Annotated in this window: 14 protein-coding genes; 2 read left to right on the top strand and 12 right to left on the bottom strand. The window is 64.0% G+C overall.

The window, feature by feature from the left end; all coding sequences use genetic code 11:
• The first annotated feature begins 266 nt into the window (after positions 1–266).
• The gene (locus AC0IYN_RS00875; RefSeq protein ID WP_471840247.1) at positions 267–515 is read left to right on the top strand and encodes a hypothetical protein; all 249 of its coding nucleotides are present in this window, start codon (positions 267–269) and stop codon (positions 513–515) included.
• Positions 516–594: 79 nt separating this feature from the next.
• Here the strand turns inward: AC0IYN_RS00875 and AC0IYN_RS00870 are convergent, their stop codons facing one another.
• Together AC0IYN_RS00870 and AC0IYN_RS00865 are read right to left on the bottom strand one after the other, a co-directional pair.
• Positions 595–1,527 (bottom strand): nucleotidyl transferase AbiEii/AbiGii toxin family protein, encoded by a 933-nt coding sequence (locus AC0IYN_RS00870; protein ID WP_471840245.1) that lies wholly within the window; start codon positions 1,525–1,527, stop codon positions 595–597.
• Entirely contained in the window at positions 1,520–2,278 is a 759-nt protein-coding gene (locus AC0IYN_RS00865; protein WP_471840244.1) for a type IV toxin-antitoxin system AbiEi family antitoxin domain-containing protein, read from the bottom strand. Before AC0IYN_RS00865 ends, AC0IYN_RS00870 begins: the two co-directional genes overlap by 8 nt.
• A 230-nt stretch (positions 2,279–2,508) precedes the next feature.
• Between AC0IYN_RS00865 and AC0IYN_RS00860 the strand changes: the two genes are divergently transcribed.
• Complete coding sequence (locus tag AC0IYN_RS00860; protein ID WP_471840243.1) at positions 2,509–2,868, top strand: DUF3742 family protein; 360 nt, start codon at positions 2,509–2,511, stop codon at positions 2,866–2,868.
• Between the two features lie 14 nt (positions 2,869–2,882).
• Here AC0IYN_RS00860 and AC0IYN_RS00855 read toward each other — a convergent pair whose 3' ends face one another.
• The 10 genes from AC0IYN_RS00855 to AC0IYN_RS00810 form a co-directional block, all read right to left on the bottom strand.
• A complete protein-coding gene (locus AC0IYN_RS00855; protein ID WP_471840242.1) occupies positions 2,883–4,406 on the bottom strand; it encodes a conjugal transfer protein TraG N-terminal domain-containing protein in 1,524 nt (507 codons plus the stop codon).
• A 12-nt stretch (positions 4,407–4,418) separates the two neighbouring features.
• Positions 4,419–4,769: a hypothetical protein gene (locus tag AC0IYN_RS00850; protein WP_471840241.1), complete on the bottom strand. Its 351-nt coding sequence runs from the start codon at positions 4,767–4,769 to the stop codon at positions 4,419–4,421.
• Positions 4,766–6,163: an integrating conjugative element protein gene (locus AC0IYN_RS00845; RefSeq protein WP_471840239.1), complete on the bottom strand. Its 1,398-nt coding sequence runs from the start codon at positions 6,161–6,163 to the stop codon at positions 4,766–4,768. The genes AC0IYN_RS00850 and AC0IYN_RS00845 overlap by 4 nt, the downstream gene beginning before the upstream one ends.
• A gap of 10 nt (positions 6,164–6,173) precedes the next feature.
• Positions 6,174–7,106 (bottom strand): TIGR03756 family integrating conjugative element protein, encoded by a 933-nt coding sequence (locus AC0IYN_RS00840; RefSeq protein WP_471840238.1) that lies wholly within the window; start codon positions 7,104–7,106, stop codon positions 6,174–6,176.
• Entirely contained in the window at positions 7,103–7,528 is a 426-nt protein-coding gene (locus AC0IYN_RS00835; protein WP_471840236.1) for a TIGR03757 family integrating conjugative element protein, read from the bottom strand. Before AC0IYN_RS00835 ends, AC0IYN_RS00840 begins: the two co-directional genes overlap by 4 nt.
• An 88-nt stretch (positions 7,529–7,616) precedes the next feature.
• Positions 7,617–8,225, bottom strand: a complete 609-nt coding sequence (locus AC0IYN_RS00830) for a DsbA family protein (protein WP_471844725.1) — start codon at positions 8,223–8,225, stop codon at positions 7,617–7,619.
• Between the two features lie 126 nt (positions 8,226–8,351).
• Complete coding sequence (locus AC0IYN_RS00825) at positions 8,352–11,231, bottom strand: conjugative transfer ATPase (protein WP_471840235.1); 2,880 nt, start codon at positions 11,229–11,231, stop codon at positions 8,352–8,354.
• Entirely contained in the window at positions 11,231–11,668 is a 438-nt protein-coding gene (locus tag AC0IYN_RS00820) for a TIGR03751 family conjugal transfer lipoprotein (RefSeq protein WP_471840233.1), read from the bottom strand. The genes AC0IYN_RS00825 and AC0IYN_RS00820 overlap by 1 nt, the downstream gene beginning before the upstream one ends.
• The gene (locus tag AC0IYN_RS00815; RefSeq protein ID WP_471840232.1) at positions 11,649–13,058 is read right to left on the bottom strand and encodes a TIGR03752 family integrating conjugative element protein; all 1,410 of its coding nucleotides are present in this window, start codon (positions 13,056–13,058) and stop codon (positions 11,649–11,651) included. Before AC0IYN_RS00815 ends, AC0IYN_RS00820 begins: the two co-directional genes overlap by 20 nt.
• Positions 13,048–13,959 carry a TIGR03749 family integrating conjugative element protein gene (locus AC0IYN_RS00810; protein WP_471844723.1) on the bottom strand — a complete coding sequence of 304 codons (912 nt, stop codon included), beginning with the start codon at positions 13,957–13,959 and terminating at the stop codon, positions 13,048–13,050. The genes AC0IYN_RS00815 and AC0IYN_RS00810 overlap by 11 nt, the downstream gene beginning before the upstream one ends.
• Positions 13,960–13,961 lie beyond the last annotated feature (2 nt).

Raw genomic sequence — 13,961 nt, 5'->3', positions numbered from 1 at the left:
CGTGCAAGCGGTAAGTCGCTAACTGTCTGGAATATCTTGTTTTTTCGGTTGCCAGGGCAAATGGACGTGTGCAATCCTTGTTGCGCGCCGCATATCGGCGCCGGGTGTGAGAACCCGAATTGATACCAGCGGGTCGCGTTATGGCGATCCGTAGGGCAGGCGTTCGCGTCTGGCCGGTCTGGTATCAGCCGGTTTCTCACCCCTGCGGGTCGCCGCCATCCCACTGCTGGCGGCGGGAACCTGGTTCAATCAGGGGCAGCAACGATATGGATCGGTTGGATAGCCAGACCAAGCCAAGCATCTACGCCGAGACGGCGTATCAACTTATTCTTTCCGGCGTGAATCAGTTCCACTCCGAGGAAGATCAGCAGCTGTTTCTGGATTCGCTCTTGTGCCAGTGCGCGGTGTTTGCCCGTTTGCTGGGAGGCAGGCAAGCGTTTGAGGACTTGCTGAACCGCTTAAAGACCGTCGATGTCGAGACTGAATTTGAAGAAACCTCCCATCTGACGCATTGAGGTCTCGGCTCCGCGTCTTCGGGTCGATTGGGGCGCAGCTGTGAGTGGCGGTTGGATGTCACCCTGGGTGGTTGGTGCTTCAATCGTGCGACGTCATCGCCGCGAACCCGGCATCGAGTGCGCTCGCCTGCGCAACGAAATCCTGCGGCCTGCGCTGCTGGAAAGTGACTAGGTTCGCGACCTTCCAGCGTAGCGCCGGTAGCTGGTCGGCGTGCGGGCATTGAAGTAGTGCCCAGTCGGGTTGCGCGCGGGCCAGTCCACTCAGGAACTGCCGGTGGGCCACGCTTAGCCGCTGTATGAGCTCCTGCCGCAGTTGCGCGCGGCTGGCCAGCAGCGTCTCCAGCGGGCACTCTACTTCGGTCATGCCGACGAAGGCGCGCTGGTATTCCCGCGCAATGTCCTTATCGTTGCCGAACAGCACTTCATGGGTGGGGCGGTTGTGTCCGGCCAGATAGACCACGAAGCATTCGACCATCGCGTCGGTGATCCCGCCGGTCTCGTACAACTGCCACACGTCGAACAGGTCGCGCGGGTGCTGGCGATCCAGAGCAGCGACGAGCTTGCCGGCATAGAGTTCATCCGGGGCCAGGGTCGGCGCATCGAACTCGACACCGAACAGATCGCTGGTTCTGGTGCTCAGCGGCCTGCGTTCTACTGGCAGCACGGTGCCGCGGAACGCGACATTGACCTCGACTTTCACCTGGCTGTTTTCGTTCTCGACCACCAGCTTGGTATCGCCCAGATCCTTGCTGCGGATCAGGCGCGTCTGCACGCCAAGGCGCTCGACCCGCTGCGCAATGGCGGCCAGTTCCTGGTTGATGGCCTGCAGCGCTTCATCCCTAGGCACATCCCAAGGCCGATAGACCACGTCGATATCCACCGACAGGCGAGGCATGTCCTGAACGAAAAGGTTGATGGCGGTGCCGCCCTTCATGGCGAAGATCGTGTTGTCGAACACATCGGGAGCGATGGCCAGCAGCAGGCGGACGGTGTCGGCGTAGTGTCTATCCATGGGGGTTCAGGCTCAGCAAGGTGCCGTCATCGAGACGACTCATCCAGCGTTTGTTGCTTCCCGTGCGTACGGGGTATTGCTCCAGCAGCGCATCGACGTCGACCACGCTGGTCTCGCGCGCCCAGGTCAGGAACAGGCGTACGGTCTTGACGCTGGTGCAGCAGGACAGCAGCTGTCCGAGCAGATCCTTGCGCGGCGAACGCAGGCCGTCGAAGAGGTTGCGGCTTTCTTCCAGGCTTTGTCGGGTACCGGCCTCGTAGAGCAGTTCCAGAACGGCACGTTCCGGCACCGCCACCAACAGCCTTTCAGGCTGCCCCGGAGGCGTATGCAGGGTCTTGCCGGCGAGCACGTCGTCGGACCAGTCGAACAGCTTGGCGTTGATATAGCGCGCAGGAAAGCGCTCAGTGAACCAGGTAGGTAGCGCAAAGCGGGCATCGCCCCAGAGCACCAGCGTGTCCCGCGTGGCCAGGTTGTGGCGCACCCCTTGCAGAGCCAGCGCGCTCTTGCCCCCGACATGCAAGCCTGCGACCTTGCTTTGCAGGTAGCGTAGCGCGCCGCTGACGTCGAAGTTGTCGTTCGGGAAGGCGTAGACGCCATGCGCCAGGCGCACCAACCAGTTGCCCTCCACGTAGCGGGCCGCCAGCTGGGGCGACACACCAAAGGTATCGAGCACAGCAAGATCAAACGGGCCCCCACGAGGGAGCTCCGCCTGCAGGCGCTTGATTACTTGATGTCTACTATTTCCACTCATATGTTAAATATACAGAAATATCTAATCAATTTCTATGCTGGGACAAGGGGATGCTCGAAAAGTAGCCTCATGGTTGTATTTGGTGTATAAATCTAATCAAGCCGCTCGTGTGGGCTGGAATGGCGATGCCAGCCTCAAATCGCGTAACGAGCCTGCCGCATTGATGGCCGCACGACAGGGGCCATTGGCACAGACTGGAGAAGGATGTAGCTGACAGACAGGTGATGACCATGCGCACGACAACCCGCCCTAATTCTGCAGAACGCCTTGGCCGCTGGCTTGGCCGTGGCTGGAGGGGCTCTGTGCGCGTGGAACGATGGGTGTCGGCTGGACTGGTCGCGCAAGGTCTGCCCAAACGCCTCGCGGTGGCGCTGCTGTGGATAGCAAAACTCTTGGTGTTAGCACTGTTGTTCTACGCTGTCTTCTGGCTGGCACTGCTGCTTCTTTTCGCGGTGGCCGGTGCTTGGATGGCGCGCAACGCGGACTGGGATGAACCTCCGTCTGAATTGCGCAACGGCCATCTCGGCTTCGGGCTGTATCATCGCGACGGGTCCAGGATTGACCCGCATGATCCGAATGAAGAAGCGTAGGAGCAAGCGTCGCCCTACTTCTTGGTTGCCGCCTTCATCAGTGCTCCGCCTCCTTTTCCGCCAGCCGTTTGCGCGTCTTTGCTGCCATTGACCAACGCCTGGGCGATGGCTCCAGCCTGAAATCCTGCCCATGCCAGCGCGCTCATCCAAAATGCTGGCAACACGAGGAACATCGTCGCCATCACGAAGTTGAGCAGCATGTCTCCAAAGGCATTATTCAGCCCCATCACTGGATCAAAGTTCGTGTGTGGCCTGTTCCAGCCCCATCCCCAGCCATAGAGTGCATCGAGGATGGTACTGTCGATCCAGCGCGCGAGCTGGAACCAAAAGTCCACGAAGAATAGTGCGAACTGGACCATGGTCATAGTGACCAGTGTCTTGAGGTTGTACGTTCCGATCACCAGCACCAGTGGGATGCAGATCACAAAGGCCATCTTCAGTAGCGACAGCACCATGGGCAGTGCCTGACGCAAGACATCCATAGCCGGAAAGAAGCCAAGAGATCCGACGGCCAGTCCCACGTCTCCTGCTGCCCGAGTAACGATGTTTGGCACCGTCTTGTCGATCTGGCCGCCGTAGTCAGAATAGACCGAACCTTGGTTGAGCTTCTGCTGGCGCGGCGAGGCGATCGCCCGGATCACCGAGTCATCCACTTCGGCGCGACTCAGGAAGCCTGCCCAGCCGGCGACGCGGCTGAGCAGGCTGGGATCGACCTGTGCCAGCAGCCGCGCGCGCAAGCTGTTGCCGCCATCACTCCACCACTGGCGGCAGGTTGGGTAGCCCGCACCGCTGGGCACCTGAGTCAGGCCAGCGTCCCGGTTACTGTCGTAGGCCCAGCCTTCGCGTGGCGTCTTCGCATGGTAGGTATCGTAGAAGCCGCTGGTACCGACGAAGTAGTTAGAGCCGATCCAGCTCACATCGTGCAACTGATTATCGTCGAGGTCAGGGCGGCTCATGAACAGCTTGGCCCGCGCCGGACCATAGCAGTCGTGGGTGAAGTCCGCGACTTCCTGTGCCAGAACCGGGTCGTCGATGCGGGTCGCGTTGATCTCCATCCTCATCTGACGCAGGTCGGAGCCACACGGGATGGCCGCCACCGACGCGCCGGTGATCGCGCGCGAGAGCGCATGCATGAATGCCCACCACACCGGAACCTTGGCGCTCTGGTTGTTGAGGGTGCTGAAGGACTGCGACCAGCCAGTGTCCCCGGGTTGCGGCACGCTGACCTGGCACTGCGCCGAGCGCGCCTGGTCGTACTTAATGGTGTTGAGGTCGACGTCGATGAACGGGATACCCGCGAACATCACCACGACGATTGCCACCCACACGCGGTTCTCGATGCGCATAGAAGACAGTACCCCTTTGTTGCCTTCGTCGGCACCCTCGGCACGTGCTCGCAGCCATTCGTCGATGATGATGGCGGCGAAGGGAATGACGAATACGCCGCTAGACACCAGCACCGCCCAGATACCATTGTGAACCACCCAGCTCAGCAGGGTCAGGTAATACTCCAGATAATCGGTGGTAAATAGCGTCATGGCCATGATCCTCTAGGCGCCCTGCGCCAGCAGGCTGAACTCCAGTGCGAGCACAGCCGCCACGCTGGCCACTTCGGCGCGGATGAGACGGCGGCGGTCGTCTGCATTCGAGGCACGTGCGAGCAGCCGTCGGCGCATCCATATCCACCCGTAGACCGTCGCGCCATACAGGCACAGACGCCACAGCAAAAAATAGCCTGCGGCATCCGCTAGCCAATGCTTCCATCCGGCGATGCTGCCAGAGAACTGGATGCCCAGGACGTTGGCAGCTACGGCAACAACCAGCAGCCCCACAATCCACCCCAAGGTCTTGGCGAGGCGCCGGATCAACAGCCAGCGCAGGCGCAGCCAGGTCGGGCTCATGGCGTACCTCCCGGTGCGGGCCGCTGTAACTGGTCGAGCCGGTTTGGCACGGGATCACCCTCGTAGATGCCCCGTGAGCCGGCGGCGCGAGTGCTATGGCGCTGGATGATCGCCATCGGCGAGTTGTTGGCGAGTTCGCGGCGCAGTTCGAGCTCGGTCTTGAGATTCAGGATCTCCCGATCGAGCGTGTTGCTTTCTTGATCGACGGCGGCGACCGCCAACTGGTTGGCCGCGACGTTGGGTTCCTTCCTCCCGGTCAGTAAGGTGCGTTGCAGCAGTAGCGCCTTCTCCAGCACGGAGGCCAGTGCCACTTCCGAGGCCAGGCGCTGCGCCAGGATGTTCTGGTCGGGTTCGTCGCGCAGCGCTTCGATGACGCCGCGCGTGATCGGCAGCGAGTTGCTACCGGCTTCGCGCAGGTTATCGAACGAGGTGTTGCGCGCGCCGCTGACCAGCTCCTGCAGCACTTGGAGCTTGGTGTCGTACTCTTCCTGAATCAGCGGCGTCAGGCCTACGCCGGGCACGGTCTGGGTCTTGGTGCAGGACTCGCAGGTGCGTTGCTCCTGCTCGCCCAGCACGCGGGTAGCCCATTCGACCGCTTCCTGCGGCGAAGCCCAGGTCTGGCAGGCCAAGCTGTTGCAGCTCGCGGGTGCGATCGACGAGGTGTCAGTTACGCTGCGGCCGTTCACCAGGTTGTAACCGGCTCTTGTCACGTCGCCCACCACCTTTATTGAGTTCTGTCCTGCGCCGCCCGCATTGCTGCCGCCGACCCAGGGAACACCATCATTGCCTCGGCTGGTTTCAGCTTGCTCGATCGCCGAGACGGCATCGGTGCTCGACACCGCCTGGCGCAGGGCCATGCCTTCGGCGATCTGGTTCCAGCCAAGCTGGCCACCAGCTGCGTCGGCCATCCGCTCTGCCATTGCGCGGCACGTGAGTTTGGAGCGGTCGAAATCAAGCCGGGCCTGCAGCACGCCATTGGTCAGCAGGTTGTAGAGGCCTGGATCGGCACGTTGGATGATCAATGCGGGCAGCGATGCGACCGCGCTCGTCGCGCTCTGGATCACGTTGCTCATGATGTTCTGGAATCCATTGGTCAGCCCATTGAGCTGGTTCTGGATCGTGGTACTGATGCTCATGTCCCCGCAGATCAGGTTGCTGTTCCAGCCGACGCCGACGCCGAGGGAACGCATACCGGCGGCACCGCTCATCGAGACGGCATTGCCGCCGCCGATCGAGTACATCACCTCGTCGCCGATCACGCTGCCGCTGTTCTGGAATCCGCCGCTCTGGGCGTATGCAAGCCCGCAGCCAAGCGCGAGCGCGCAGGCCAGTGCGCCGGAAGGCCAGGCGCGGGCGAGGCGGGCACGCGGTTTCGTCAGGTCGGGATGGTTCATGGTCATGCCCTCAGTTGAAGTCCACGCTGCCGAGGAACACCTGGCCGCGGCGTTCGCAGCAGCTGTACGGACGCCACAGCGCCCAGGCGTAGTCGCCCTGCTGTGCCTGCTGCAGCGGTCCGGCGTGGGGGAATACGGCGCAGGTGTTGGAGAGGCGTGGGGCCAGTTGCTGCCATTTCCCAGTGGAAGCGTCGCTTTCCACCAGCGCCCCGGCTGGCCAGTAGCCGTCGCGCGAGTTCGCCAGCAGCGGCTGGTACACGTGCAACTGGCCGCGACGGGTCACCACATCGCCGGCGCGCTGGGCGCCCACCGCGCCGGCCTTGAAGTCGTCGGTCTGGTGCAGGAATCCGCCCCTGGGGTACACGTTGCCCCAGAGGTTAAAAGCGGTACGTGTGCCGATTTCGCGCATACCGGGAATCAAGGCCTCGGGATACACCGCTTCGGGCACGTTGTAGCGCCACGCCAGGGTGTCCAGTGTGCTGAGCAGGTACGGCATGAAGGCGGTACCCGCGCCCTGGCAGATGTAGCCGGAGGCCGAGGAGAACTGGCTGAACACCTGGCCGCCAGGATGACCGATCACGTCGGCGTTCTTGAAGCGCGCCAGATTGTTCTCGTTGTCGTGATTGGTCGTGCCGTCGCCGCCGCCCTGTGCGGTCGGGTTCGAGGTGCTCATCGCGCGAACTTCGATCCACGGGCTCTCGCCGGTGTTGCTATACGAGGACACCACGGCATCGGGCACGTAGTGCCGAACCTTGATTGATGTACGTACCGAACAGCCGAACTGCGTGCAGAACAGCCAGTAGCAGATCCCAACCACTCGGTATTCGAGACAGTCGGGAGACAAGGTCGAGGCGACAATGGTGGCGGTGTTGAGGGCGAAGCTCGATGTGGCCCCGCACAGCAGCGCAGTGGCGGCGGCAAGCCACAGGCGACGGGAAATCATGGCTGTTCCCTGCGGTGCTGCGCGATACGTACCAGCGCCTTGTCGAGATCGCTTTCGCCATAGACGATGTAGCGTTGATCGACGACCACGGCTGGAATGCTGGTGATGCCGAGGCTCCAAGCGTTGGTCACGCCCTGGTACGAATCGCGTAGGCGCTGCTGCAGCGCCTGACCGCCGTCGTGGAGCCGCTTTTGGACGACCGCAGCGGCCTGCTGTGGATCGGCAGGCAGCTTGGCGGACAGTTCTGCTTCGATGGCCTGGGGGGCATCGAGCCTGATGATGCGGCTCGCCGCCTGGGCGCCGGTCACGGGGTGCTGGGCATCGGTCACGATCCAGACGTCGGCCGCGTCAGCCGCGCCCGTGATCAGCAGCAGCGCCGGTAAGGCAAGGATCTGGCCAAGGTGTGCAAGAAAGGTTCGCATGCGGTTCGCCACTGGTGGGTTGAATGACCCTGATAGTCGAACGCAGGACGCAGGCGCGCACCACGAACAATGCGGATTGCCGCTTTCCCTATTTTTCGGTGCCGACTGGATCAGGTTCCAGCGCGTTGATCGTCAGGAGATCCAGCGCCGAGAGCAGCGCGTCGCCTTCGACCGGACCTTGTAGCAGCAGTGACTGACCGCTCTGACGGTCGATCAGGCGCAGGCTGGGCGTGGCGGTGACGCCGGCATGTGCGCTTTCCTCAGCCTGGGCGCGCACGACGGCCCGCGATCGGTCGCTGTCCAAGCAGGTCTGGACCGCTGGCGTCATGCCGGGATAGCGCAGGCCATCGGGCAGGCCTTGGCCGTCGCTGCGGGTATGCTGGTACAGCCAGTCGATAGCCTCGAAGAAGGCGGCATGGCCGCGGGCCTCACCGAGGCATTCGGCAAGCCGGGCCAGCTCGGTCGCCATCGGTTCGTGCGCAGGCAGCGGCAGGTGGTGCCATTGCAGACGGGCCTCGGGCTGCCCGGCGATCCACGCTTTCAAGGTGGGGTAGTACGCCTTGCAGTACGGGCATTCCAGGTCAGCGTAGAGCACGATGGTGAAGCGCGCGTCGGCCGAGCCTTGTTGCCACGGTGGTCCAGGCTCTTGGCGGGCTTCGGGTGTTGGCGTCGACAGGGCAACATCGTCCTTTGGCATCACCCAGAGCAGCATCAGCAGCACGATCAGCGCTGCGACGGCGAATAGAATCCGCCGCGCGCGCTTGCGGCGGGTAGACAACGCATGGATGGGCAGTCGTGAAAGGGTCATGGCAGACTCCGGTGGTCAATAGAACACGCTGTCGTAGGCCGGGGGTTCGATGCCGCGGGCGCGGTCGATCTTCTCGGCGACCTTGAACGCCGCTTCGAGTTCGCCGACGCCGTGCTGCTGCATGAGCTGATGGCGCTCGAACTTCTCTTCGGGCTCGGTCTGTGCAAGTGCTAGGTAGAGGCTAGGCGGCACGGCACGGAACAGCACTTCCATGCTCTTGGAAAGGATGACGCCCTCGGAGAACTTGTGGGCCTCTTTGCGCGCCGACAGCATCAACGCTTTCTGCGCGGGTGACAGCTCGCGGAAGCGCGCGATCTTCTCGACTTCATCTGGCGGCATCGACAGGCAGATCCACCACTCGATCATCGACAGCATCGGCTCGGCCGCCTTCGGCAGGTCGTCGATGTTTTGCGTGGCCAGCCAGAACCATGCCCCCAATTTGCGCCACATTTTTGTAACCTTGACGACGTAGGGCGCCAGCAATGGGTTCTTCGTGATTACGTGGCCTTCGTCGGTCACGTTGAGGATCGGCCTGCCGAGGAACTGGTCGCGTTCGGCGATGTTGTTCACGGTGTTGATCAGCGAGACGTAGGCGATTGAGAGCTGCGCGTTGTAGCCCTCCCGGGCATACGTCGCCAGGTCGACCACGGTGATGTCCGCCTCCGGCCAGGGTGTGCCTGGGCGGTCGAACATCTCGCCGTCGCTTCCTTGGCAGAATATATCCATCGCATCGGCCATCTCCAGCAGCCGCGTGCGCCGCGTCTCCGGCAAGGTCGTATCGCGGCCTCGCTCGCGCAGCGCGTCGCGCACGTCGCGCGTCAGCACGGTGCGGTCGTCGGCGACACAGTGCTGTGCAGCGTCCAGGATGCACTGGCGGATCAGCGAGCGGTCGGCGCGCGTCATGCGCGCTTCTTCCTTGTCTTCGCCGCCGGTGATCATCAGGCGCGCGGTGATCTCCAGTTCACCCAGCACATCACGCTGCTCATCCGTATCGGTGGTGGCCGGATCGGCCGGCTGCTCTTCGTCCAGCGTATCGGCGTCCAGCGTTTGCACGTCGCTGGGGGTCTCGATCAACCGACGCGCATCCGCGAACGGCGCCAAGCTCACCCCCGAGCCGGGCGCCAGCTTGACCCGGTTTACCGACAGACCCAACTGCGCGGCGAAGTCGCCCAGTAATCCGAAGGAATTGCCCGCTTCGACAATGAACATGCGCGGTCGGTAGATCGCTGCGACCTGGTTGAGGATGTTGTTGAGCGTGGCGCTCTTGCCGCTGCCAGTCGGCCCGAACAGGAACAGATGCGCGTTCATCTGCCGGTCCAGGCGGTTGAACGGGTCGAACGTGATCAGCCCGCCACCGCGATTGAACACCGTGATCCCGGGATGGCCCGTGCCCTGGCTGCGCCCCCAGGTAGGCGAGAGGTTCGCGGCATGCTGCGCGAACATGAGCTGGGTGTACCACTGCCGGCGATCCTGGCCGGGGTTATAGACGCACGGCAACCAGCGCAGGTAGCTGTTCAGGGGCGCCACTTCATCCTCTTCCCGCACCGGCTGCAGCCCGGCATTGAGCATGACGTTGGCCAGGTGCAGGCCGCGCCGATCCAGATCATCCTCGTTGTGGCCGCGCAGATAGAAGGCCAGTGTGCCGCGGTAGAGCTTGTGGGCGCTGCCGATCAGCGAGCGTGCTTCCTGCACGTCCTTGAGCGTCTGCTCGGACGCGAGCGTTTCGCCGACCGCCTTCTTCGCCAGTTGGTTGAGGTGTGCCTCCAGGATGTCCTGCGGAGTCGCCACCATCGTCAGGCACATCACCGTGTCTTCGGGTAGTTGATCAAACAAGGTGTTGATCGCATCGCCCTTTCGCGTTTCTCCCGTCAGGTGGCCCACGGCGGGCGGCGTGCGCAGGCGGTCGGTGACCATGACCCGGTGCGGCAGGCCGTCGAAGTACCACAGACCTTGATCGACATCCGAGCGAGGTTGGCCGAAGAACAGCCGCCGCGAGAAGTCTTTGCCGCTGGCGAGTTCGATCTCGTCGGGCTCCGGCGTCTGTGGATAGGCCGCCAACTTGTAGAAGCGCTCGCGATCTTCGGCTGATGGTCCCAGCGAGGTGGGGTGCGGGTTGAACCAGCGCAGCAGCCAGTCATGCACCTGGCCAGCGTCCAGGCGACGGGTCTGGATGCCGGCATTGGACAGCCCGCCGACCAGGCGGTCGCAGACGGTATTGAGCGCCTGCTCGGGTGTCTGGCCCCGGCGGCTGGATTGACCCGTGGCACGGCGATAGACCACCATCCGCACGCGCCGGCTCTGCCCGCGCCATGCCAGGCGCGTGACCACGGTGTCCTCGAACAGGCCGCCGGGTTTGGCGACGGCGCGCAGGTGATGGACGAACGAGTCCAGGTAGAACTCGGTGAAGTACGAGCCCTGGGCTCGCGGCTGGACATAGCGGCGCAGGGTATCCAGGTACTGGTCGAAATTGGCCTCGTCCTGCGCGTAGAGCTGGAGCACCCACGGGTTTGCGTCGAGCTCTTCGAAGCTGTCCTGCAGCGCATTCTCCAGCGCGTCGCGCGCCTGGGCCAGCCACGTAGCCTCGCGGCCTTCGGTGCCCAGCGGTGTCAGTTCGAAGAAAGCCGCGACCGAAATCCCATCCTCCAACAGCATGCACTGGGATTGCGGCAGGTATTCGACCCAGGGCAGCAACTCGACGAACGATGGCGGCGCGTCGTAGAGCGACTGATCGTCGGCCTGCGTGGCCGGACGGTCCTTGTCGAGCGCAGCGCCGGGTTCTGGAATGCCGGCCTCGCGCAACGCACTGATGTGGCGCTTCCATCCGTCCTGCGGTTCTTCCCCTGCGGGTGCGGTGTCGGCAGGCGCGGGGCGACGCCAGGGCAGCGTCCAGGCCATCAGTAGTCCTCCACACGCTCGCCAGGCATGGCGTACTGAACTCGTTGGTACAAGGGGAACAGCGTCGTATAGCCAGGTACTGGCACCGGGTCCGTGCCTGCGAGATGCGGAAACACGTACATGGCGAGATCGGGGTTGGGCAGCCGCTGGAACTGGCTGCGCACCTCATTGGCGGCGGTACGGGTGTAGCGCGCCTGCTCACTGGGCGCTGCCTGCACGTCGGCATCGGTCAGCGGTCGGCGCAGGCTCTGGCGCGCGTCGAGCAACTGGCGGCGCGCCACCTGACCCGCGCTGCCGCCATCGCCGGCCGCCTGGTGCCAGATGTCCTGCATGGTGCGGCCGTTGTGTGGCAGCAGCTCTTCCTTACTGGTGGCGCAGCCTGCCAGCGCCGTTGCAGCGATCGCCAGCAGCAGCGGTTTAGTCCAGTTCGAGTGCATGGGAGTCTCCTACGCGGTGATCGACACGGCGACCTTCGGGGTCGAAGTCGATGGCAAGGGGTTTTTCGAGATGGACGGCGACCTGGGCACCCGGCTGCACGTAGACCGCCGCGAAAGCCTGGCCATAGAGCTTGTTGACCCAGTCGGACATATCGCGCACGCCACCGGCCAAGATGCGGCCCACCGCCTCGTTGCTGTTGATGCCTACCGTGCCGATGGAGCCGTCGGAGCCGGCATACGACATCTGCCCGCTGTCTGAATCGATCAACGAAGCGGCGCCTGCGCCGGCGGCGGTGATCAGCGCCTGCGTACCCAGGTACTGCTGCGCATTGCTGCGGCGTTCGCCGCTGACGCAGGGAATGCCGAACGGGTCGCTGATCCAGCCCAGCCCGTCCTGCTGGTTGCTCTGCTGGTTCCCGCGTTCGCTGTCTTCTGGGATGGTGCGGATCGTGCCGTCATGGAACACGAATGTGATCGAACGCACTTGTCCCCTGACACACGAGAGCGTCCAGTCGCCGCTGGCGGTACCGCTGAACACGGCGCCGGCCACATCGGGAATGTCGATGCCATTCGCCGTCAGATTGTCCGGGCCGACCAGGACTTTGAACGGGAACGGGTCGTTTACCGTCCCGTCGATGGGTACGCGACCGATCAGTGCGGTCATGGCGACCGAGCCCATCAGGGTCGAATTGGTCGGCACGGTATAGACCGGCTTGGCCGTCTTGACGCCCGTGGCCTTCGCACCCGCGTCGGCGACTTGCCCGACGGTGGCTTCCAGCGTCTTCTGTGCAGGGCCGAAGCTGGTCGGGAAACTCAGGGACGAACCTGTGCCGCTGCGTTCGTCGGTTTGCCGGGCATCCTCCGGCTCCACCCAGCGGATGCCAGCTCCGCTGGCCAAGCCATCGCCGTCGCCCTCGCGCAATCCGAGGCCCACGGGCAAATCGGCATGGCTGCCGCCACCGATGCCTTCCAGCCGACGTTGCAAGTCCTGCAACAGGCCTTCGGTCTGCTGGCGCTCGCCGGCAAGCCGTTCCTGGTCGCGGCGCAGGGCCGTGCGCTCTGATTCCAGCGCGGTGCTGATGCGCTGATCGATCGCGCCTTCGCGCTGGCGCAGGCGCTGATTTTCATCGCGATGGGTCTTGTTGTCGGTCATGGCTGTCTGCAATTCCGTGCGCAGTTGCTTGACCTGCGCGACCAGTGTCGCCACGGTGTCGCGCGGCGTGTCACCCTCGATGCCGAGTGTCTGCATCTCCTCCGGAGTGAGCTGAGTGCCCGCATCGACAGTGGTGCGAGGTGAATCGCTGCCACCGGAAAACAGGCGGATGCCGAATAACAGCACCAGCCCTGCGACCGGAAGCACCAGCCACTTGAGCAATCCGTTACTGCGCATCGTTGCGCTCCTTGTCGTCGTGGCCGTCCGAAGCGGGACGGACTTCGGGCAGCAGCGCCGCCGGGTCGAAACGCTGAATGGCCGGCAGCAGCGACTGTGGCAAGCCGCGCCCGCGTGTGACCAGATACAGCACCGTGGTGTCTTCGGGTGTGCCGCGCGGGCCGAGCGCTGAATGCTGAAAGGTGGCGGTGAGGAAATCGCCTTGCAGTGCGCGCGGATCGAGGTCGAGCCAGCCGCTACCGCCGTGGCTCAGCCGCACGGCGGTGACCCACTGATCGTCCAGGCGCCATGCGGCGAGCGCCGTCGCCGTCACTGGCAGCGTGGGCAACAGCGTGTCGAGCGCCAGGTCGCGACGCAGGTTCACACGCATGATCCCCGGCACAGGCTCCACGGTGCGCAGCGGCGCATACAGGTTCTGTACGGCGTAACGCGTCAGCACCACGGCCACTGGCGTATCGCGCCTGGGCGGCCGGGCCTGCTCCGTAGCCGGTGCTTCGGTTCCCGTGTTCTGCTGCTGGCCGTAGCGCTGCGGCGCGGCGTCACCTTCGACGATGCGAACCGGCTCCAGCGGCGGTACGCCGTCCCGGGCCGGCTCGGCAGCGATGTCGAGCAGGATCAGCGCGCCGCTGTCGGCGTCCTGCAATTGCAGTCGCGTTGGCTCGATCGGTTCGCTGGCTCGCAGGTAGATGGCGCCGCCCGCGCTCTGCACGCGCAGCCGCTCGCCAACACTGGCCGGTACGCCGACGCGCACGTTGCGATCCACGAACACAATGCGCTCCTGGCCGACCGCGAGCGGTACGGCCAGCGGCAGACGCTCCCAGCGCAGAATCTCCATGGCCTGGGCTACTGGAGTCAGTACCAGGGCCAGCAGGCCCAGCCTGGCGAGACGGTGATGTTTCATGG

Source organism: Pseudomonas sp. AC112, assembly GCF_979253545.1.
This window is presented reverse-complemented; position numbering and strand designations above follow the sequence as displayed.